This window comes from Streptomyces sp. NBC_01237 (assembly GCF_035917275.1).
In the GTDB taxonomy this organism is placed as follows: domain Bacteria; phylum Actinomycetota; class Actinomycetes; order Streptomycetales; family Streptomycetaceae; genus Streptomyces.
On the sequence record NZ_CP108510.1, the window covers coordinates 12,184 to 32,137 of the forward strand.

The 19,954-nt window shown below is 68.4% G+C and carries 17 protein-coding genes and 1 pseudogene; 7 read left to right on the plus strand and 11 right to left on the minus strand.

The features are described 5' to 3' along the window. Nucleotides 1–50: 50 nt before the first annotated feature. Nucleotides 51–3,398, minus strand: coding sequence for an nSTAND1 domain-containing NTPase (locus OG251_RS43275; protein ID WP_326681550.1), 3,348 nt, complete (start codon nucleotides 3,396–3,398; stop codon nucleotides 51–53). 389 nt (nucleotides 3,399–3,787) lie between these two features. Between OG251_RS43275 and OG251_RS43280 the strand changes: the two genes are divergently transcribed. Both OG251_RS43280 and OG251_RS43285 read left to right on the plus strand, forming a co-directional pair. Next, nucleotides 3,788–4,189, plus strand: coding sequence for an SH3 domain-containing protein (locus OG251_RS43280; protein WP_326681551.1), 402 nt, complete (start codon nucleotides 3,788–3,790; stop codon nucleotides 4,187–4,189). 445 nt (nucleotides 4,190–4,634) lie between these two features. Then, entirely contained in the window at nucleotides 4,635–5,045 is a 411-nt protein-coding gene (locus OG251_RS43285) for a hypothetical protein (RefSeq protein ID WP_326681552.1), read from the plus strand. Between the two features lie 344 nt (nucleotides 5,046–5,389). On the opposite strand, the gene OG251_RS43290 is transcribed toward OG251_RS43285, so the two are convergent. Beyond that, nucleotides 5,390–6,076 carry a hypothetical protein gene (locus OG251_RS43290; protein ID WP_326681553.1) on the minus strand — a complete coding sequence of 229 codons (687 nt, stop codon included), beginning with the start codon at nucleotides 6,074–6,076 and terminating at the stop codon, nucleotides 5,390–5,392. Between the two features lie 221 nt (nucleotides 6,077–6,297). Further along, the gene (locus tag OG251_RS43295; protein ID WP_326681554.1) at nucleotides 6,298–6,453 is read right to left on the minus strand and encodes a hypothetical protein; all 156 of its coding nucleotides are present in this window, start codon (nucleotides 6,451–6,453) and stop codon (nucleotides 6,298–6,300) included. 496 nt (nucleotides 6,454–6,949) lie between these two features. Between OG251_RS43295 and OG251_RS43300 the strand changes: the two genes are divergently transcribed. Further along, nucleotides 6,950–7,933, plus strand: a complete 984-nt coding sequence (locus OG251_RS43300) for a pentapeptide repeat-containing protein (protein ID WP_326681555.1) — start codon at nucleotides 6,950–6,952, stop codon at nucleotides 7,931–7,933. Between the two features lie 773 nt (nucleotides 7,934–8,706). Here the strand turns inward: OG251_RS43300 and OG251_RS43305 are convergent. Genes OG251_RS43305 through OG251_RS43320 form a run of 4 tightly spaced genes read right to left on the minus strand, consistent with a single transcriptional unit; the run spans nucleotide 8,707 to nucleotide 12,279 of the window. Next, nucleotides 8,707–9,900 (minus strand): ABC transporter permease, encoded by a 1,194-nt coding sequence (locus tag OG251_RS43305; protein ID WP_326681556.1) that lies wholly within the window; start codon nucleotides 9,898–9,900, stop codon nucleotides 8,707–8,709. Further along, nucleotides 9,897–10,625 (minus strand): ABC transporter ATP-binding protein, encoded by a 729-nt coding sequence (locus tag OG251_RS43310; protein ID WP_326681557.1) that lies wholly within the window; start codon nucleotides 10,623–10,625, stop codon nucleotides 9,897–9,899. Before OG251_RS43310 ends, OG251_RS43305 begins: the two co-directional genes overlap by 4 nt. Then, nucleotides 10,622–11,749 carry a peptidoglycan-binding domain-containing protein gene (locus OG251_RS43315; RefSeq protein WP_326681558.1) on the minus strand — a complete coding sequence of 376 codons (1,128 nt, stop codon included), beginning with the start codon at nucleotides 11,747–11,749 and terminating at the stop codon, nucleotides 10,622–10,624. The genes OG251_RS43310 and OG251_RS43315 overlap by 4 nt, the downstream gene beginning before the upstream one ends. A gap of 2 nt (nucleotides 11,750–11,751) precedes the next feature. After that, nucleotides 11,752–12,279: a hypothetical protein gene (locus tag OG251_RS43320; RefSeq protein ID WP_326681559.1), complete on the minus strand. Its 528-nt coding sequence runs from the start codon at nucleotides 12,277–12,279 to the stop codon at nucleotides 11,752–11,754. A 190-nt stretch (nucleotides 12,280–12,469) separates the two neighbouring features. Between OG251_RS43320 and OG251_RS43325 the strand changes: the two genes are divergently transcribed. The 4 genes from OG251_RS43325 (at nucleotide 12,470) to OG251_RS43340 (ending at nucleotide 15,300) form a co-directional block, all read left to right on the plus strand. Beyond that, nucleotides 12,470–13,126: a response regulator transcription factor gene (locus tag OG251_RS43325; RefSeq protein ID WP_326681560.1), complete on the plus strand. Its 657-nt coding sequence runs from the start codon at nucleotides 12,470–12,472 to the stop codon at nucleotides 13,124–13,126. Continuing rightward, the gene (locus OG251_RS43330; protein WP_326681561.1) at nucleotides 13,123–14,370 is read left to right on the plus strand and encodes a sensor histidine kinase; all 1,248 of its coding nucleotides are present in this window, start codon (nucleotides 13,123–13,125) and stop codon (nucleotides 14,368–14,370) included. Before OG251_RS43325 ends, OG251_RS43330 begins: the two co-directional genes overlap by 4 nt. Nucleotides 14,371–14,649: 279 nt before the next feature. After that, nucleotides 14,650–14,907 (plus strand): hypothetical protein, encoded by a 258-nt coding sequence (locus tag OG251_RS43335; protein ID WP_326681562.1) that lies wholly within the window; start codon nucleotides 14,650–14,652, stop codon nucleotides 14,905–14,907. A gap of 117 nt (nucleotides 14,908–15,024) precedes the next feature. Further along, nucleotides 15,025–15,300: a hypothetical protein gene (locus OG251_RS43340; protein WP_326681563.1), complete on the plus strand. Its 276-nt coding sequence runs from the start codon at nucleotides 15,025–15,027 to the stop codon at nucleotides 15,298–15,300. 14 nt (nucleotides 15,301–15,314) lie between these two features. Here OG251_RS43340 and OG251_RS43345 read toward each other — a convergent pair. The 4 genes and pseudogenes from OG251_RS43345 to OG251_RS43370 form a co-directional block, all read right to left on the minus strand. Beyond that, nucleotides 15,315–16,740: pseudogene (locus OG251_RS43345) on the minus strand (NF041680 family putative transposase); the annotation flags it as partial. 775 nt (nucleotides 16,741–17,515) lie between these two features. After that, nucleotides 17,516–18,271, minus strand: a complete 756-nt coding sequence (locus tag OG251_RS43355; RefSeq protein WP_326681565.1) for a transposase — start codon at nucleotides 18,269–18,271, stop codon at nucleotides 17,516–17,518. A 196-nt stretch (nucleotides 18,272–18,467) separates the two neighbouring features. Further along, nucleotides 18,468–18,914, minus strand: a complete 447-nt coding sequence (locus OG251_RS43360; RefSeq protein ID WP_326682814.1) for a hypothetical protein — start codon at nucleotides 18,912–18,914, stop codon at nucleotides 18,468–18,470. A 585-nt stretch (nucleotides 18,915–19,499) separates the two neighbouring features. Further along, entirely contained in the window at nucleotides 19,500–19,949 is a 450-nt protein-coding gene (locus tag OG251_RS43370; protein WP_326681566.1) for an SUKH-3 domain-containing protein, read from the minus strand. Nucleotides 19,950–19,954 lie beyond the last annotated feature (5 nt).

The window sequence follows — 19,954 nt, forward strand, 5'->3', positions numbered from 1 at the left end:
AACACTCCCACTCACACCACGAGGCCCGGGGCTTGACAGTACCGGCCAGGTCAGGGGCATACGGGAGAGTGCTTTTGATCCGGCAGATACAGCGACCGCTCGGCCGAGGTGAAATCTCGGTGCAGAGCGCGGCAGATCTTACGCATTGCCTCATTTGGTCCAAGCAGGGATACATTCCGCAGCTGAACTGTCTTGTCATCGCTGCCGGTGGCAATGGTCCGGCCGTCAGGACTGAACGCCATCGAGAAGAGCTCCTTGGTGTGGCGGGGGAGGGTGGCCCGGATCGTACGGGTGCCTACATCCCATAGCTGCACTGCCCATTCGCGGTCGCTGGTGGCCAGCGTACGGCCGTCCGGACTGAACACCGCCTGAGACCTGCTGCCGGTGAGAGTGGCACGAGTCTTGCCCGACGCCACGTCCCACAACATCGCTTCCCCGCCCTCGCTGCCAGTGGCGAGGGTCCGGCCGTCAGGACTGAACGCAACCGAGTCCGCTCCCCCGGTGAGGTAGACGCGGATCTCGCCCGACGCCACGTCCCACAACCGCACTGACCAGTCGCCTCCGGTGGCCAGAGTGCGCCCGTCAGGGCTGAACGCCACCGAGGCCACTCCCCCGGTATGGCCGGTGAGGGTGGTGCGGATCTTGCCCGACGCCACATCCCACAACCTCGCTGTCCCGTCCAGGCTGCCAGTGGCGAGGGTCCGGCCGTCAGGACTGAACGCCACCGAGGCCACTCCCCCGGTATGGCCGGTGAGGGTGGTGCGGATCTTGCCCGACGCCACATCCCACAACCTCGCTGTCCCGTCCAGGCTGCCAGTGGCGAGGGTCCGGCCGTCAGGACTGAACGCCACCGAGGCCACTCCCCCGGTATGGCCGGTGAGGGTGGTGCGGATCTTGCCCGTGCTCATGTCCCACAACCGCACCGACCAGTCGCCGCCACTGGTGGCCAGAGTGCGCCCGTCAGGGCTGAACGCCAACGAGTACACCCCTACGGTGTGGCCGGTGAAAATAATCCGGGCCTTGCCCGACGCCACATCCCACAACCGCACTGACAGATTGCCGTCTGCGGCAGCGAGGGTCCGGCCGTCAGGACTGAACGCAACCCAACCGGTGTCACCGGTGAGGGTGGTGCGGATCTTGCCCGTCGCAACATCCCACAACCGCACCTGTTCGTCATCACCGATGGCGAGAGTCCGGCCGTCAGGACTGAACGCCACCGAGCCCATCCCCTCGATGCGGCTGGTAATGCGGGCCCTACCTGACGATACATCCCACAACCGCACCTGTCCGTAATCACCGATGGCAAGGGTCCGGCCGTCAGGACTGAACGCCACCGAGTCCACCGAATCACTGTGGCCGGTGAGGGTGGTGCGGATCTTGCCCGACGCCACATCCCACAACCGCACCTGTTCGTCATAACCGATGGCGAGGGTCCGGCCGTCAGGACTGAACACCACCGAGTCCACCGGATCGCGGCCGGTGAGGACAGTGCGGGCCTTACCCGACGCCACATCCCACAACCGCGCATCTCCGAAATCACCGATGGCGAGGGTCCGGCCGTCAGGACTGAACGCCACCGAGAGAACCGGACTGGTACCGGAAAGAAGGTAACGGAGCGGATAGTCGGCGGCCGCGTTCAAGCTGGCCATGGCTTCGGTCGTGGGGCTGGTCCGGTAGGCCTGGACCGCCAGCAGCGAGGCGAGGTCGGGGTCCCTTCCCAGCAAGGCTGCGGACTGCGCGGCGGTCTGCCGGGACTGGGCCGTCCGCTCTGCGGTGAGGGCAGTCTGCCTCTGCCAGAAGGCAAACCCGGCAGCGAGCAGCGCCAGGGCGAGCATGCAGGACAGGACGGTGTTGAGGCGCCGGGTACGGCGTGCTGCGGCTTTCTGGCGTTGCTGGCTGGTGGTGAGGAATTCCTGTTCCGGGAGGGTGAGGTCGGTGCGGGTGTGGGGTGTTGTGAAGGTTTCTTCGGCGGTGGCGAGGCGGGTGCCGCGGTAGAGGGCTCCGGGGTCGTGGTCGAGGTTGTTCCAGATGTGGGTGGCTTCGGTGAGCTGTCGGTGGATGCGCAGGCGTTCGCGGTCTTCGTCGATCCATCGGCGGAGTCTGGGCCAGGCGGTGATGAGGGCTTCGTGGGCGAGGTCGATGGTGGGGCCGTCGACGGTGAGGAGGCGGGCGGAGGTGAGGCGTTCGAGTACGGCGTTGGTGTCTGTGGGGTCCGCGGTGTCGAGTTCGGTGCGGTCGACGGGGCGCCGGGTGTCCTGGGTTCCTTCGCCGGGTGTGATCAGGCGGAGCAGAATACGGCGGGCGAGGAGGGTCTGGGTGGGTGTGAGGGTGGTGTAGGCGGTTTCGGCGGTGTGGGTGATGGCGCCGTGGAGTCCGTCGGCGGCGTCGTAGGCGGCTTCGGTGAGGGCTTTGCCTCTGCGGCGGCGCCAGGTTTCCAGGAGGGCGTGGGACATCAGGGGCAGGGCACCGGGTTCGCCGTCGATGTCCTGGAGGATGCGGGCGGTCAGGCCGCGTTCGACGATCAGTCCGCGGGCGGTGGCGGGCTTGACGATCGCTTCCCGCAGTTCGTCCGCGTTCATCGGCCCGACGGGCATGGTGGCGTCGCGCAGCACGGTGATCAGGTTGTGGTGTTCGAGGCACCGGTTGTAGAAGTCGGCCCGGACCGCGATCAGGACGCGCAGCCGGCTGTCGGGATCGTTGGCGGTCAGGAGCCGGTCGATGAACGTGGTGCGTTCGGCCGGATCCCGGCACAGGGTGAAGATTTCCTCGAACTGATCGACGATCAGCCACGTCGCCGCCCCCTCGTTCCCGCCTGTCGTGGTTGCGGGGGTCAGGCGTTGTTCGTGGGTGCGCAGTGGGTGGGCGCCGGGGGTGATGATGCGCAGGGCCGCGGGTCGCAGGGCGGGTTGGTCGGTGTGGCGGAGGCGTGGGACCAGGCCGGCGCGCAGGAGGGAGGACTTGCCGCTGCCCGATGCTCCGACAACCGCGGTGACACGGCGGTTGCGGGCCAGTTCGAGCAGGTCGTCGATGAGGTGGTCGCGGCCGAAGAACAGGTCCGCGTCACCCGGCTCGAAGCGTGCGAGCCCCCGGTAGGGGGGCTCGGTGTCCTGGTCCGCCGGGCGGGGCAGGCGCAGGAGCTCCGCGTTCGCCCGCTCCCACCGGTCCTGCCAGTCCGCAGTGTCGCCGCGGCACACGGTGACGTAGGCCAGGAGGACCGGCAGGGTCGGTAAACGCTCCCCCCCGGCGGCCTGCGAGAGCGTCGCCCCGGAGTAGCCGGCCCGCCGCGCCATGGCCCGGTAGGCGGGTGCGCCGGCCTCGTCCCGCAGTTTGCGCAGCTCGTGAGCGAACCGCGCGATGGGCCCGTCCTGCGGATCGATCGGATTCTCCGGACGCCCCACGTATTTTCCCCGCTCCCACACCGGCCAGCCCTGTGCGAACGGCCACCGTAGAGAAACGGGCCACAGGCCCGCAACGGGGCGGGCAACAAACGAGCCACCAACGGCCACCGATTGATCAGTGCAGCTCAGACGGGCTGCCAATCAACTCCCCACCCGGTGAACTCGAACTCGTCGGACAGCGCTTCGCCGCTTCGGAACACCGGACGGCCGGCCCGCGAACGACGATCCGAACCCGGCGAACCATCACGGCCAGCCGCCACCCGCGGGGTGCGGAACAGGGGACCGCATCCCGCTTGGAAGGGAGCCCAAGCCAAGAAAGAGCAGGAGTCGCACAAGAACGACTCGACTGAGCAGCCGTCCTGGCTGCCTCTGGAAGAAAGAGAAGAACGATGAGCACACTCAATTCGCCCGTCCGGACCAGGAAGTGGGCCACCGCGGCCGCCGCATCGCTCCTCATGGCCGGCGCAGCTCTCACCGCGACAGCACCTGCGGCCACCGCCGTGCCCACCGGATCCAGCGCTTGCCCCGGCGGGGTCGGCTGGTCGAACAAATCCCCCGGGACGGGAACCGCCAAGGGAACCAGCGCCCTGCTCCGTTCCGGCCCCAGCGAGGACTGCGGCGTCACCTACACCGTCGGCACCGCGGTCGTGCTGAACTACCACTGCTGGGTGAAGAACTCCGCCGGCAACAAGTGGACCCACGTCCGCGTCGACAACACCAACTTCCAGGGCTGGGTCTACAACGCCCGCCTGGACGACGGCGGCTCCGTACACCCGGACAACAAGTGCTGACCTGAGAACACCACCAGCACGTGACACTGCCGGGAACCGTCGTCATAGGCCGTTCCCGGCAGTGTGGGCAAGCAGGGCCACCTCGGACTGTTCCCACGTGCCGACCTGTCGACCGGGCGCACGACCGGATTGGATTCCGGTCTCCCCCGGCGCGGCGTCGGTCGAGACCGGGACCCGACCCGCAGCATCAGGCAGCGCTGCCCCACCACAGTCCCGAATTCGTACCTTGTCGGCCAGTCAGCCCGTGTGCTGCTGTTGTGCACGCTGCGCGTGGCAGGCAGGCAGAACAACAGCCTCCAGTGGAGGAAGCGAAAATCGCGTGGCACCCATGGCAAAGCGCGTTTCAGCCATGGGAGGAGCGAGGAACAACATGCCCCCATCTATCCGGGTCGTCATGTCTAGCCCCCACTCATTTCCCGCACTGGCCCAAGGAGAGGACCCACCGATGAAGAAGTACGCACTACGCATCACCGTGGCCGCAGTCGCGCTGCTGGCTACGGGAATCGGGACACCAGCGTCAGCCCAGAGCACTCAACCGACCTCCGGTCCGGGCACAACCTACGGGCCCCGCTGCACAAAAATCAGCAGTGGGCGCTTATGTGCCTCTGTCATCGATGCAAATCATGACATCGTAGTCCAGTACGCCAAGAATTCAGGAAAGCGCATCACGGCTCGAATCGGTTACGAAAGGGCGGGGAAGAATCACTGGAAAGGGTGGTTCTACCTGAAGGCGGGCAAGACCAAGACAAAGCAGTGGAATGACGCGTACCCGCAGAAAGGGTGCCCGAAGTTCATCGGTAAAATTCAAGTGAAGGGGCAGCAGACCTTCCAGACGCCGCCCGCTTCCTGCAATTAGCCACGCACGTGCATGAGTCCTCGCCGGTTCACTGGCGAGGACTCTACAGTTGTGGGGTGCGGCATTCCCGAGGCCAGGGCAACGGCTGCGCCGCGCGGTTGAGTTGTCCGGTGAGGTTTCATCGCCGGCGTGGCCGCCGGGACGCACGGTCACTCATACGCGTACGAGAGTCGCACCAGTCGCCGGGCAGAACCGCCGGGTGACCACCCGCCGCCCGCTGAGCACAGAACCCACCTCCGTACATGCCGTCGGCAGCCCACAGTTGTCGCCCACGGCCGCGCCCCGGACCGGTCGACTCTATGGGCGTGCGCCGGTCCGGTGTGTCACAGCGAGCTGGCCAGTTCCTACTCCCTGAAATACTTTGTCCGTTGCGACTCAGTCTGGCGGCGATACACCTCGGCCCGTATTTCGGATGCGGTCATCGGGATGGGCTCGGGCACTGGGACGAAGCTGAACGGTTGGCCGGCCTGGTCGATGACGGCTGTGCCACTGCGGCCCGCGCTCATCCAGTCCAGCTCCAGGCGCCAATCGACCTCGAAGGCTGAGAGCGGGTAGATCACGAACAGCTCCGGGTCGCTGTTCGTCACGGTGAAGGGGAAATCTGCCGCCTCATTGGTCTTTGGCTTGAGCGCCGGTGCCTCAGCGTCCAGGTCTGTCGTGAAGCCGCGTGTGCTTAAAACTCCCCGTGTCACTTCTGAGCGAGCTGGGCGCGGTGGGCGGCGCGACAGGATGACGGGCCGCATCCGCTGCAGCACCACAGCCTGCGCCGTATGCGCTTCCACCAGCAGCCTGACCCCGTTCTTCGGCTGCCATCTGCGGGCGGGTTCCGCATCCAGGCTCATCAGCAAACTGCTGCTGCTGAGCAGTTCAACGGTCACGTGCAGCGGAACCTCCGGCTGTGGTGTCCGGCCGGTCACCACGGTGACATTGCCGTGCACATCGCGGGCTTGGATCACCGGCCCGTACACATGGGCCTGACCGGAGACCTGGTTCTCCGTCTGCTGGTCCTGCGGCTGTGGGGACTCGTCCATGTTCCGTTCCTCCTGTGATTGTTGAAATCGGGGCAGGACGGTACCGACCGTGCACAGGCATTGTGCCGGGCGATTGGGCCCGGAAGACCACGGTGAGCTGTCCGCCCAGGCGGCATGGGCATGACCAGCCGTGGTCGGTCGTTGATCCGGTGGAACGGCACTGCACAGAGAGACCCCGGGCATCATCGCCCGGGGTCTCGTGCTGTCGGGAACCGCACGCACTACGGGGCGCTGTCCGGGGTGCCCGGGAAGCTCAGACGGCCGAGTGTATCCAGCAGATGGGCGACGTGGCCGGGCTCCGGGGCACCCTGGGCCGCTGCGGCCGTGGTGAGGATGTCCTGCCGGATCTCCGGCGGTGCCTCCCGCCAGTGGGCCACCAGCTGATCGAGGCGTGCGGTATCGCCCGGCTCCGGGGCGGGCTGCGTCCCATCAGATTTCCTCCGGCCTGAGGTCCCGGACCCAGCGCCACCGGCCTGTCGTATCGGGTGCGTACAGCTCCACGTCGGTCGTCGTGTCGTCCACCACCTCACCGTACGAGGCAGACACCCCCACAGGTGAGCAATCCAGCCAGAAGGCAGGTCCGGAGCGGTCCGGCACCCAGGGAGTGCCGCCGCTTCCGGAAACCCGCCACACCACTGGTGTGCCGCACAGGGGCCGCGGCTTCATAGAACCGAATCGCTGCGCCGGAGTGGGGTGTTGGGATCGAATACAGGTATGCCTCCCACGCCTGCCCGCCCCCCGCGGTTACGCCGCACCACCCGTCTCACCGCCCGGACCTCCGTCGGCCTGGGAGCAGGCTCCACCCGGCCACCGGACACTCCCCCTCCTACCGAGGAGCGACCGGAAGGTCTGGACTGGGCGCGGCGGATCGAGTTGTTCACGGTCGTGGTCGCGGCCGTCGTGGCGGTGGTGGGTCTGTGGTACTCGAACGTTCAGACCAGGCAGGCCAATGAGCAGGCCCAGCAGGCTAACGCCCAGGCGCGGGATGACCGGGCGCTGGCCAAGGAGGGGCAGATCACCGACCGGTACACGGCAGCGGTGGGAAACCTCGGCGAGGACAAGGCGGACGTGCGGCTGGGCGGTATCTACGCCCTGCAGCGGATCATGCAGGACTCCCGCCGCGACCACCCCACCATCGCCCACGTCCTCGCCGCCTACATCCGCACCCACGCCGCGAAACCCCCGGCCAAAGACCAGGACGTCGCGGCCGATGTCCACGCCGCCCTCACCGTCCTCGCCACCCGGGACACAACCCGGGACGGCCCTTTCCTCCTTGATCTCCGCGCCGCCAAACTCCCCAACATCACCCTCGAATCCACAGCCGGATCAGCGGCGGTTCTGAGCTACGCGAACCTGCGCGGCGCAGACCTGACCGGCGCGAAGCTGCACGCGAAACTGATCGGCGCAGACTTGACCGGCGCGAAACTGAACGACGCGGACCTGGACGACGCGTACCTGAACAACGCGAACCTGCGCGGCGCGGACCTCAACGGCGCAGACCTGGACGACGCGAACCTGGACGGCGCGGACCTGCTGGGCGCGGACCTGCGCGGCGTGGACCTGGACGGCGCGAACCTCAACGGCGCGAACCTGAACAACGCGAAAATGAACGGTGCGTACCTGCAGCACACGGATCTGAACAGCGCGGACCTGAGCGGCACGGACCTGAGCGACGCGGAACTGCTGGGCGCGGACCTGCGCAGTGCGAAACTGAACGACGCGAAACTTAACGGCGCGGACCTGCTGGGCGCGGACCTGCGCGGCGTGGACCTGCGCGGCGCGTTTGACCTGACGAGGGAGCAGGTTGAGGCAGCCGTCACTGACGGCGATACGCGGTTGCCTGCCGCGCTCCGGTAGGCCCTGGCGGCTTCCCGCCCGCGTTGCCGGCCATCAGCCGCCCTGGCGGCCCGTGGGTCCGGGAGGGCGATGTGCCATGACCCTCCCGTCCCGGAGCCTCCGGCCAGGCCGGGCGCCGCCCTCGGCGACCACTGCCCCCGGCACGTCACACCCGTCACACCGGCCTGAACTCTGTTGTCCTCCGCCCGGCTTCGCCGCCTTCGGGAACCGGGGCGGTGTACGGGAGTACCGCACCACCTCACCGGACCAGCGCAGCAGCTGCTGTTCCTGGCCGGTGTACTTGCGCCTGACAGTAGAGGACACCACTGACAATCCAACCCGTCGGAGGGCTGAGCTGCGACGACAACGATCCTCGCCCGTGGCTTAGTGGTCGGCTCCGGAAATCCCTCGGGGGGGGTGACGTGAGGTCAGGTCATGTGTGGGTCCTGGATCGCCGTTTCGGGGTGCGGGGAAGCGGTCGGACGCGGCCGCGCACTCGGAGGATCATCGTCCGGGAAGAGGACGGGCGCCTGGTCTGCAGTGCCTGCTATCAGCGGCTGAACCGCGGCGACCGTCCGCGGCACCAGTGCGTCGACTGCGGAGAGATGAGGGCCGTCGACCGGCGCCGCCCCCGGGCACGGTGCGTGGCCTGGGAGCGGCGGGGCATGGGGTCTGCGGGTGCGAACTCAGGTCGAGCTTGAATGGGTCCGGAGAAGTGGCGCATGGGCATCGGCGTATGTCATGTCCGCGTAGTCGGGCCCAGTCTGCGACCTCGGCGGCTCCGGCGTCGTCGGTCAGGCCGAGCGCAGGGCGTCTGTCGGGGACACCCTGGCTGCGCGCAGTGCCGGGTAGATTCCGGCGGCGGCCGCCACCAGTACCGACACCAGGGGGCCGGCGATGACCGTGTAGAGCGGGATGGAGGCGGGCCAGCCCTGTGCGAGGGCGTAGCCGTAGACCGCGAGGCCGCCGACGAACAGCCCGCCGACTCCTCCGATGAGGCCCATCAGTACGGCTTCGATGAGGAACTGGACGGCGATCTGGCCGCCTCGGGCGCCCAGCGCGCGGCGCAGTCCGACTTCGCCGCGGCGTTCCATCACTCCCACGACCATGGTGTTGGCGATGCCGACGCCGCCTACGAGCAGGGCGACCGCGGCGAGGGCGAGGACGAGTCCGGTGAGGGAGTTCTTGGTCTCGGCCCGTGCTGTGTACAGGTCGGAAGGGCGGCTGACGGCGACCGTGCTCGGGTTGGCGGGGTCGGCGGTGGCTCCGGCAACGGTCTGTACGTCAGGGACGCGTTCGGGGTGGGCCCTGAGGTAGACCATGGCGGCGGTGCCGTCCGCGCCCAGGTGGGCGGTGGCCTCGGGCCAGCCGACCAGGGCGGCGGTGCCGAGCTCGGGTGCGAGCTCGTTCGGGGCCAGGATTCCGGTGACGACGAACCACTGTCCGCCCAGCCAGACCCGCTCACCCGGCGCGGTCACGCCGAGCCGGAGTGCGGCCTGGTCGCCGAGCACGGTCATCGGGAGGTTCTCGCTCGCTTTGTCCAGCCAGTGCCCGCTCCGCAGGGTGGCGTGCAGGACGTCGAGCAGGTTGAGCCGGGCGGCCAGCACGGTGAGGCTGTTGGTCTGCTGTGGTGGGACCAGGTCGTTGCGGTAGACCTGGGCTTTGGTGGCTCCGGTCGCGGTGACCTGTTGTACGGGGGCGATGTTGGCGAGCATTTTCTCGGCCGTGGGCGGCAGCGGCACCGGTTTCTGGTCGGCGCCGTTGCCGGGGGCGACGGTGATCAGGTTGGAGCCGAGCCGGTCCAGGCGCTCCAGCAGGTGTGCCTGGTTGGAGGCGGAGATTCCGGTCACGGCGATGACGGCGGCGATGCCCAGGGAGATGCCGAGCGCGGACAGGGCGGAGCGCATCTTGCGGGTGCGTGGTCCGATCATGCCGAGGCGCAGTGTGTCCGTCGGGCGTAGCCGGGTGCGTCGCAGGGGTGGCGTCATCGGACAGCTCCTGCGGGGTGCGGGCCGCGTTCGTCGGAGTCGATGCGGCCGTCGTGGAGGGCGATTCGCCGGGGGAAGGAGGAGGCCAGCTCGCGGTCGTGGGTGATGACGACGACGGTGGTGCCGTTGGCGTTCAGGGTGCGCAGCAGCTCGACGACGGCGGTGCCGGAGACGCTGTCCAGGGCCCCGGTGGGTTCGTCGGCGAGCAGCAGTGCGGGGCGGCCGACGAGGGCGCGGGCGATGGCGACGCGCTGCTTCTCGCCACCGGAGAGCTGGTCGGGGTGGTGGCGGAGCCGGTGTCCGAGGCCCACTTCTCGCAGGGCTTCGGCGGCTCTGGAGCGCCGGAGTGAGGCGGGGACGCCGCTGTAGAGGAGGCCGGTGGCGACGTTCTCGACCGTGGTGAGCCCGGACAGCAGGAAGAACTGCTGGAAGACGAAGCCGATCCGGTGGGCGCGCAGGGCGGCCAGTTCGGGGTCGGAGAGCGCGGACAGGTCGCGTCGTTCGAAGTACAGATTTCCTGCAGTGGGCCGGTCGAGGGAGCCGAGCAGCGCGAGGAGGGTGGACTTGCCGGAGCCGGAGGGTCCGACGACGGCGAGGAGTTCTCCGGCTTCGACGGTGAGGTCGATGCCGTGCAGGATGCGCAGCGGCGGTGATCCCGGGTATTCCTTGGTGATGCCGGAGAGTTCCAGTACGGGTGTGCTGCAGGGTTGCTGAGGGGGCGTCACTTCGGGATCACCACCTGGGCGTCGGCTTGGATGTCCCCGGTGATCTGCGCCTTGGCGTCGGCGACCAGTCCCAGCTGGATCCTGACCAGCCGGGTGGTGGCGCCGCTGACGACCTGGACTCCGTAGCCGCCGCCGTCCAGGGCGAGCAGCGCGGTGACGGGGACGATGAGCGCGTCGCTGACGGTCTCGCCGACGACGGTGACGGTCACGGAGGAGGGCCCGGCCTGCTTGGCCTGCCGCTGGTGGTCCAGCGCGATGGTGACGGTGGTCTTGTCCGCGCCGTCTGAGCCGTTGTCCCCGCCGTCGCCGGTACCGCCGCGGACCAGTGAGCGAATGCGTCCGTCGATGGTGCTGCCGTCGGCCAGCTTCACTGTCACCCGGCCGTTGGGCTTGAACTGGGAGAGCTGGTTGTCGGCGGGCTGCGCGGTGGCGACCAGGTCGGTGCCGGACACGGTCATGACCGCGGTGGCCCCGAGGGCCGAGCCGAGCTGCGCGCCGAGCTGCTGCACCCGCACGGCCGCCTGCGGCAGCATGACGACACTGCCGAGCGATACCGTTCCCGTCTGCTTCTCACCGAGGGCCTTCTGCCAGCGCTTGACGGCGGTGACGGTGGCAGGGGTGAACTTCTGGTCGGCCGTCAGGCCGAGTCCGTCGGCATGGCCGAGCTTGATCAGGTTGCGTTTGAGCTGTTCGACGTCGGGTCCGTCACTGATGTCGGGGCCGAGGTCGCGCCACGTCGGCCGGTCCCCGGTGAGCAGCACCACGGGCCGTCCGTCGACCTCGTACAACTTCGCTCCCGCCTTGACGACGGCACCGACGGCGGGCAGGGCGGTGAGCGTTCCGTGGCCGGAGGCGATGACGGGAGTCGGGGTGCTGTAGCTGAGCGCGCCGCCGACCTGGATGCCGGTGGACAGCGAGCCCTTCTGCACCGCGACGGTGCCGTGGCCGACGGACGGCTTCGCGGAGGCGGTGCCGCGGTGTTCCCAGGGGCGCATCGCGGCGAGCGCACCCGAGCCGCCGAGCGCGGCGACCAGGACGAGCGCGACGACGACCTTACGGCTCCCCTTTCGCGCCGGGGCGGGCGAGGTGCCGTTGGGGGCGGTGGTCTCAACAGTGTGGCTCATGATCACTGACCGATCGAGTAGCCGGGCATCGGGAGCTTGCCGCAGGCCGGCTGGATGGCGTCCCATTTGGCGTTGTTGAGAGATTTCGCCGGGAATATGAGGATGCCGGTCTTGGGGTCGGGGTCAGGGATGTCCGCGTAGCCGTGCTTCCGCGCGCACGCGACGAAGGCACGCGCTTGCTCGACGAACTTCTCGTTACCCTTCTGCTGGACCTGGTGGATGCCGGGGACCTTGGCGTCGCAGGCCTTGCTCGCCGTGTCGAGGCCGTTGGCCGAGCCGGGACTGTCGACACCGGCGGCTGGGAAGGTGATGTTGCCGTCCTTGTCCTGCTCGACGCTGGTCTGCCCCTGCTTGTGCATGCAGTCCACCCAGGCCCGCCGGACCGCGTCGTCGTCCTGCGGCTTGCTCTTTCCCGCGCCGTCGCCCCCGGCCACGCTGGGCGCAGTGCCCTGTGAGGAGCAGCCGGTCATCACCAGCGCCGCCGTCACGGCGGTCGCCACCAGTACGGTTCGTATGGTCTTGGTACGCATTTCGTGGTCTCCCTGCTGGATGTCGACATCGACCTCGGCATTTCTACGGACCGGCGAGTTACGCACCAGTGAGTGCGTGCCTAACCACCGGCTAACGCCCGCCGAGGCATCGTTGACCAAGAAGGGCCAGGACAGGCCGGTACGGGGCAGGACAGCGCAGCGCAGGGCGCGGCGAGGGGAGTGGAGCAGAATGCGAGTGCTGATCGTCGAGGACGAGGTGGACCTGGCCGCGATGCTCGCCGAGGGCCTGCGCGCCGAAGGCATGGTCTGCGACGTCGCCCACGACGGCGCCCGCGCGCTCGAAATGACGGCCGCCGCCGACTACGACGTCCTGCTCCTTGACCGGCACCTGCCCAAGCTGAGCGGGGACGCCGTCTGCCGGGCCCTGAACACAGCCGGCTACCCGGCCAGAATCCTGATGCTCACCGCCGCCGGATCCCTCGCCGACCTGGTCGACGGCCTCGGCCAGGGCGCCGACGACTACCTGGCCAAACCCTTCTCGTACCTGGAACTGATCGCCCGGCTGCGCGCGCTGGGCCGCCGCTCCCCTGCCGGCAGCAGTGCCACCGTGCTGAGCAGGCACGGCGTCAGCCTGGACACCGTGCGCAGGATCGCCGAACGCGACGGCCGGCCACTGAAGCTGACACCCAAGGAGCTCGGAGTGCTGGAACTGCTGCTGGCCGCGGACGGCGCCCCGGTCCACAGCGAGCAGCTGCGGGGCAGCCTGTGGGACGCAGCACTGGCCCCGGCCACCACCGCCGTCCGGGTCACCGTCCACTCGCTGCGCCGCAAGCTCGGCGACCCACCACTGATCATCAACGACCCCGGCTACGGGTACCGGCTGTGAGCCGGGCCCGGACCGGTCGCCGCCTCTCGCTGCACGATCTGCCCCTGCGCGGCCGACTGACCCTGATGACCACGACGGTCTTCGCAGTCCTGGGCAGCGGGCTGCTCCTGCTGAACTGGCTGAGCGCCCGCCAACTCCTGAAAGACAACCGCCACCGCGTCGAACCCGAGAGCGTGCTCGCTCCCGCCCAGACGGAGCCGATCCCCACCGCCACCCCGCAAGGCCCCTCGACCCCCGCCTCACTCACCAGTCCCGCACAGCGCTTCGAAGACTTCCAGCACACCGTCCTCAGCGATCTGCTGCTGCGCTCCCTGCTCCTGCTCGCCGTCTTCACCGCACTCGCCGGACTGCTCGCCTGGTGGGGCAGCAGCCGCTCACTGCACCGCCTCAGCCAGGTCACCGCGGCGGCCCGGCGCATCGGTACCGGCAGCACCCTGGACGAACGGCTCGGCCTGACCGGCCCGCGCGACGAGGTCCGCGAACTCGGCGACACCTTCGACACCATGCTCGACCGCCTGGACCGCAGCTTCACCGCCCAGCGCCGCTTCACCTCCCACGCCTCGCACGAACTGCGCACCCCGCTCACCCTCCAGCGCACCGCCCTGGAGATCCCACTCGCCCAAGGCCGGGTCCCGGCCGACCTGAGACCCGCCTTCCAACGGGCGCTGGACGCCAACGCCCGCAGCGAACGCCTGATCGCGGCACTGCTCACACTGGCACGCGGCGAGAGCACACAGCTGACGCCGCAACCGTTCGACCTGGAGGACGCCGCCAGGGACGCCTTGGCCGACCTGGCCGACGAGGCCCGGACGGCAGGCATCCGGATCACCGCCGACCCAGAGCCCGCCCCGGTCGCGGGCGACCCCTCACTGCTCCGGCAGATCGCACTGAACCTGCTGGCCAACGCTGTGCGGCATAATTACCGCGACGGCACGGCGACGGTGACCACCGGCACCCTCGGCGGCCTTGCCTTCATCGAAGTCGGCAACACCGGCCCGGTATTGGCACAGGACGAAATCCCCGCCCTCTTCGAACCGTTCCAGCCCGGTCGGGAACACCGCAGCGACGGGACCGGGCTGGGACTGGCCGTGGTCCGGGCGATCACCCTGACCCACCACGGCGAGCTCACCGCCACCCCACGCCCCGGCGGCGGCCTCACTGTCCGAGTCGAACTGCCCACCACACACATGGAACAGGTCCCGCAGAGTCCGGCCTCTGAGAATCCAACGCTTCGGAACATCTGATCTCCGCCGGTACAAGGCGCGCGCTGTATCCCGAGTCGCTGACCAGAAAAGTCACTCTCAGTGTTCCGCATCGAGAGTATCCAGCGATATCGAGTCTTGCTCGCCACCAGCAGGCACCACATGGCCCCGTCGGCCGCTCATAGAGACGGACGCCGGGTGGCCATCGGCTGCCGGAACGTCGCGCAGGTGAGAATGTCTGCTTTGCTGCACAGTAGGGCGTGTGCCATGAGCTGGTGGGCATGTTCGAGATCGATCACGCGTTGCTCGATCTCCCCGAGCTTGCTCCGGATCATCGCCTGCCTGCGCGGCCTCGGGCGGATAGCGTCGCCGTCCGCCCTGACGCTCGGGGCACGGGTGCAGCAACTCGTCCACTTCGGGCAACTGCTGGCTCTCGGCCGGGCATATCCCGCCCGACTGCACACCTGCGGCGCACTCCACGCCGGAGCCGCTCTCGCCAACCTCGTCGGGGTCGCTGAAAGCGCGCTGCTCACCTCGGGCCGCGCCGGCCTACGCGCTCGGCATCGAAATCGTCGCTGAACTCCAGCCAGCAGACGAAGGCACGGCACGTTCAGAGTCTCAGCTTGTTCTTTATGGTCTGATCCGCCTTGAGAGTGCGTGACGCGACCCGATCAGATGGTGAGTAGGGTCGTGGCCATGACCAAGGGGACGGGGCGGCGGCCCGAGGTGAACCTGGACAGCGGCGTCGAGGACGTGACGCTGTCCATCCTGGAGTGGCTTGGCGAGCAGGGCGTCCATGCCATGATCCGGGTCGATGCGGAGCGCATGCGTGACGGTCAGCCGGCGTGGACATTTGCTGCTTCTGGTGGGCCGCTGGACGGTGGGATGAGGGCCGACGGGGCCTCGGTCGCCGAGTGTATGGGCAGGGCACTGCTTCGATTGCGCGAGGCCGGGCTGGCTGTTCCCTTCTGAGGCTGGGGTCCACCTCTGAGCTGATCGCGTTCGATGATGCTTTCGGGGCGTCTGGTGGTTTTGCCGACGTCGTAGCGGGTGGCGGGGTGCCGGTTCTTCGAGCCGGGTGGCCTGCCGGGACCGGGCCGGTTGGGTTTGGGCGCACGGGTCGGACAAGGCAGGTTCGGGCGGAGGTTTCTGAACCCCCGGCGGACCCGGGCGGGGGTGAGTCGGTCGGGTTCGGCCGGCTTCTCCCAGGGGCGGCGGAGGTCTGCGGCCAGCGGCCGGGCGAGGCGGAGTTGGGTGTGGGCCGCGACGATAAGCCAAGTCCACCGGTCCGCCGCCTCGGGGGTGCGGAACTTCGGGCAGGTCCAGCCCAGCGTCTGCTTGATCATCCGGAAGGTGTGCTCCAAGTCGAATCTGCGCAGGAACGCCTGCCAGCGCAGGTCGACGCCTTCACCCTCCAGGCCGGTGGCTGACGTCCACAGCCAGACGGGGAGCGGATCGTTGCCGCCGGGCAGGCGGTCGACCTCCAGGCGAATCAACGTTCCCTCGATGAGGGGGAGTTCGCCGGTTTGGTCGATCCATGCCGAGCGCGTAGTCAGCCTCGGGTGAATGCGGTCCCAGGCCGTCGCGCGCGGTGCCGTAGCGGTCGGTGACCTGCACCGTCGCGGCGTCGGGTTCACCCCAGGTGTCGGGCTTGGCGAAGCGGAACTCCTTACCGTGCTTGGGCGGGCGTCCGCCCTGCGGCGGTGAGATCCACGGCACTGGGACCGGCTTGCGCATCACACGGTCCGTACGCATCCGTCCGAGGACCTCCACCGGCAGTCCTTCCAGGAGATAGGCCATGCGCGGAGCGTCGTAGCCGGCGTCGAAGACGATCAGGATGTCGCGGTCACCCGCCTGCCATCGGCCCATGGCGATGAGGTCCTCGACCACTCGGCGGACCTGGGCAGCGGTGACCTCGGCGACATCGTCGGAGGGGCCCAGCCGCAGCGTGTCCAGGATCTGACACCACGAAGTCCGGCCCGACTCCAGCGCGGCGACGAACGAGTAGGGCCAGCCGGGCACGAACTGATCCGAGGAGGGTCCGCTGCGGCCGTAGACGTGGCAGAACAAGCGATCCGCACTGGTCGGCGCGTCAACTTCAGCTTCGACCACGCGAACGCGGTGCGCTGCTCGGCGTCCGGCGGGACGACGACCTGCGTCGAGGAAGGGGGGCGCGACCAGTACTCGATCATGTCGGCCTCCGTGATCGGCCTCTCGGGGAGGGGGCCGTTCCTGTCCACGGCGCTGGGCGCGTTCGAGCGCACCCGGCTCGGCGTCACCAAGACATGCGAAGTCCCCGCGCTCAGCCTGGGCAGCGGCCAGCACGACGTCACCGCCACGTACGACCTGTGGGGGCGCGGCACCAAGGACGGCACCCGCGGCCTCAAGATCGTCGACCCGACGACCGGCGATACGTCCTTCCTCGACTGGCGCAACAAGTCCGGCCGCGACGCCGACGCGTACTACGCCGAGTCGCTCGTGGCGGCAACGGGCTTCGTCCCCGGCGTCACCGTGGACAAGGTGGAGGCACTGTCGGGCGGGAACAGCCAGAGCGTCCTGCAGGCGATCACCCAGGCCACCTCGCCGCGCAATCTCTCGCTCCAGGCCGCGGAGACCTACGCTGCCGGCGGCCTGTCCGTGCGCGTGGACGCGACCGGCGCCGTCACCGGCACCGCGCAGGTCACCGTCACCTTGACCAACCCCTCGGGCACCAACACCACGCTGCCGGCCCAGCAGGGCACCGCCGCCGTCACCGGCACCCCGACCGCCGGCGCCACCCTCACCGCCGTCCCGACCAACTGGACCGCCGGCTCCTGCTACCGCTTCCAATGGCTCGACAACGGCACGGCGATCACCGCCGCGCGCGCCGCCGCCTTCACCGTGCCGGCCAGCCCCGCCGGACATGTCTACACCGTTCGGATCACCGGACAGCAGTCCGGCTACCAGCCGCTGACGGTCACCTCGCCCTGACCCCACGCCGGCAGGCAACAGCGGCTGTCAGCGGGCCACGCACCCAGCCGTGAACATCAGGCGGTGCCGGCGAAACCCCTGAACCGGGCCTTCGCGAGGCGAAGGCAGACCAAGGGCCTCGGCGAGGCATCTCGCCGGGGCCCTGCCCGTACTCGATAGACCACTCCCCCGACAGCATCCGTGAGCTTGACTCTGTCGGGGATCTTGAAGGTGCCGGTCAGGTTCCCAGGGTTCGCCAGGACTTCGGCCGGGGTATCTCGCGCTGGTCGAGGTAGTGCTGGAAGGCAGTCGGTCGGCGGGACGTCGGTGTTTCTTCGGCCGGTGGCAGTCCGCTGAGGCGCTCGATGTTGACGGCAATGGCCGTCAGAACGTGCTGGATGTGGGCCTTTCCCTGTCCTCGGTAGCGGCAGCGCCGCATTCCGTGGCCGTGGGCGAACTCGTTGACCGTGCCCTCCACTCCCGAGCGGACCGCATAGCGGGTCTTCCACTCGGGCGTCTGTTGCTCCGCGCGGACGCGAAGTTGCAGGTCATGGAGTTCTTTCGGGGGAAAGCCCACAGTTCGGGCGCTGTCCGCGGTGGAGGTGCACTGAGTGCGGGCCGGGCAGGGACGGCACTGACTCTTGGTGAACCTGGCCACGATCAGCGGGGCCGCAGTGGGCGAGGAAGTCGGATAGGGGCCGTGCCAGCCCGCGCTGACCTGCCCCTGAGGGCAGGTGACCTGCTGACGGTCGTAGTCGATGTGGAAGTCGTCCCGGGCAAAGCCCTCGCCTCGGCGGTGCTGGCGGGTGGGATTGCCCGGCAGTGGTCCGGTGACGGTGACCTGGTGTTCTCGGGCGGCTTGTGCCAGGTGGGGCAGGGACGTGTAGCCGGCGTCGACCAGGTGCTCGGCGGGCAGCAGCCCACGGCACGCCAGACGAGTGTGGATGCCGGGCAGGACCTGACTGTCGTGGGTGGTGGCCGCGGTGGTGGCCACATCCGTGATCACATTCGGGCCGCCGGGAGCGCACCTCTCCGTCAGATGAGCGGCAAACCCCTTCCAGCTGATGATGTGCCCGTGCCTCGCGTAGCGGGCCGAGGTGTCGTACGGCGAGACGACTGCCCGGGACGAGGGAGGCAGCCCGGGTCCGCCTTCCTTCTCGGCGGTGCGCCAGCGCAGTCGGCCTGCCTGGTCACGGTGGTAGGTTCTGCACCATGATCTGGCGCAGGGCCTGGACGCGGGGGCCGGACGTGGGGCCTGTTTCGCGCCGGTAGAGGTGTTCCAGGAGCCGGACAGCATCGTCCCCGGCGGTCAAGATCCTGGTCGTGGGCTTGGTGGGGTTCCTGCCCAGACGGACCGGCCGACCGTAGCGGCGGCCCCACTCCTCATCGACCAGTTCGTCCAGCAGGTGAGGGGACACACCGGCGACTTCTTCGAGTGCGGCGCGGACCGCCTCGGTGACCAGCTCCAGACGGGTCAGGTCACGCACCGCTGCCAGGACGTGGGTGGAGTCGGTGCGCTGCGTGGTGCGCTCGCGCACCAGGCCGGCCTCCTTGAGACGGGCCAGCACGAGGTCGAGGAGGCGGTCAGCGCGGTCGCCTTCGGCGAGACGGTCGCGGAAGTCGGCCAGCACGCTCACGACCCTCGCACCCGCGACTACGTGGCACGACGCACCCTCGAAGGGCTCAAGACGAAGGACATCTTCCGATGCCTCAAGCGCTTCGTCGCACGAGAGGTCTACCGCCACCTCACCAGCGCATCCAGCACCGAACCATCAGCATCCAACCCGACTTGACGATCTATAGGAGCTTCAGAGTCAAGCTCAACGAGAACGGGAGAACCCCACGCCAGCAGGCCTATAGCCCCGCAAGACCGCTCACACAGGCTCAACCCAACCGGGATACCCCAGCAAAAAACGAAACCAGCCCCTCAACTACACCCTCACGAAACGACACCGTTCCGGGCTCCAACTCGGCTGCTTCGCAGCCGAGTTGGAGCCCACCTCGTGGGCGAGGGCGGGTCCGCTCCGCTCCCCCGCCACAGCCCTTGCGGCTTCGCCTCCAGGGCCGCGATGCCGTTCGGCCGTCAGCCCGCCACCTTGTGGATACCGCATGACTACGGTGACACCGCAGCCAACGGCCAGCCGTCACCCCTACGACACCACGAGTTCAATCGCTGTAACCGGAGAAATCCTAGTCGATTCACTGGGCCAGGGCTCGGATCCTTAAATACTTCCATCATTGATAACGGATGGTTGAACACCCAGGATCAGATTGCCCATAGCCTCCGGCATACGACCGAAGGAGGCCACCCACGTCTCGATGAGATACAGTTCGCCACACTCATCAATCCCAAGGAAGAAACGCCCCTCGTCGTGCACACCGACAGGGAAAATAGATTTCTTTATTTCCTCGCCCCATTCGAGAAACCTGTCCTCTTCCCCCAGACATAGCATGGGGTTAAATTCAAATGGTTCGCGCGCACGACTAATCCCCGGACCGGATATGTGCACAGCGAGCCCTCCAAACTCAGCCAGGAAGGCGCTGACTACCGGGTTCCTCTGGAGACCCTCAGACTCGAAGGCCGCCAGCCACGGTTCTGCGTTAATCTGCCTATCGGGCGTCCAGCCAGCCTCTCGTAGTACGCGGTTTACTTCTTCGGAAAAGATTCCCATCTAAA

What these genes read in the sequence shown, in the direction of transcription:
- OG251_RS43305 (WP_326681556.1), bottom strand. Translation starts at nt 9,900, where the DNA reads ATGACGCCACCCCTGCGACGCACCCGGCTACGCCCGACGGACACACTG.
- OG251_RS43315 (WP_326681558.1), bottom strand. Translation starts at nt 11,749, where the DNA reads ATGAGCCACACTGTTGAGACCACCGCCCCCAACGGCACCTCGCCCGCC.
- OG251_RS43280 (WP_326681551.1), top strand. Translation starts at nt 3,788, where the DNA reads ATGAGCACACTCAATTCGCCCGTCCGGACCAGGAAGTGGGCCACCGCG.
- OG251_RS43325 (WP_326681560.1), top strand. Translation starts at nt 12,470, where the DNA reads ATGCGAGTGCTGATCGTCGAGGACGAGGTGGACCTGGCCGCGATGCTC.
- OG251_RS43290 (WP_326681553.1), bottom strand. Translation starts at nt 6,076, where the DNA reads ATGGACGAGTCCCCACAGCCGCAGGACCAGCAGACGGAGAACCAGGTC.
- OG251_RS43370 (WP_326681566.1), bottom strand. Translation starts at nt 19,949, where the DNA reads ATGGGAATCTTTTCCGAAGAAGTAAACCGCGTACTACGAGAGGCTGGC.
- OG251_RS43285 (WP_326681552.1), top strand. Translation starts at nt 4,635, where the DNA reads ATGAAGAAGTACGCACTACGCATCACCGTGGCCGCAGTCGCGCTGCTG.
- OG251_RS43320 (WP_326681559.1), bottom strand. Translation starts at nt 12,279, where the DNA reads ATGCGTACCAAGACCATACGAACCGTACTGGTGGCGACCGCCGTGACG.
- OG251_RS43340 (WP_326681563.1), top strand. Translation starts at nt 15,025, where the DNA reads ATGACCAAGGGGACGGGGCGGCGGCCCGAGGTGAACCTGGACAGCGGC.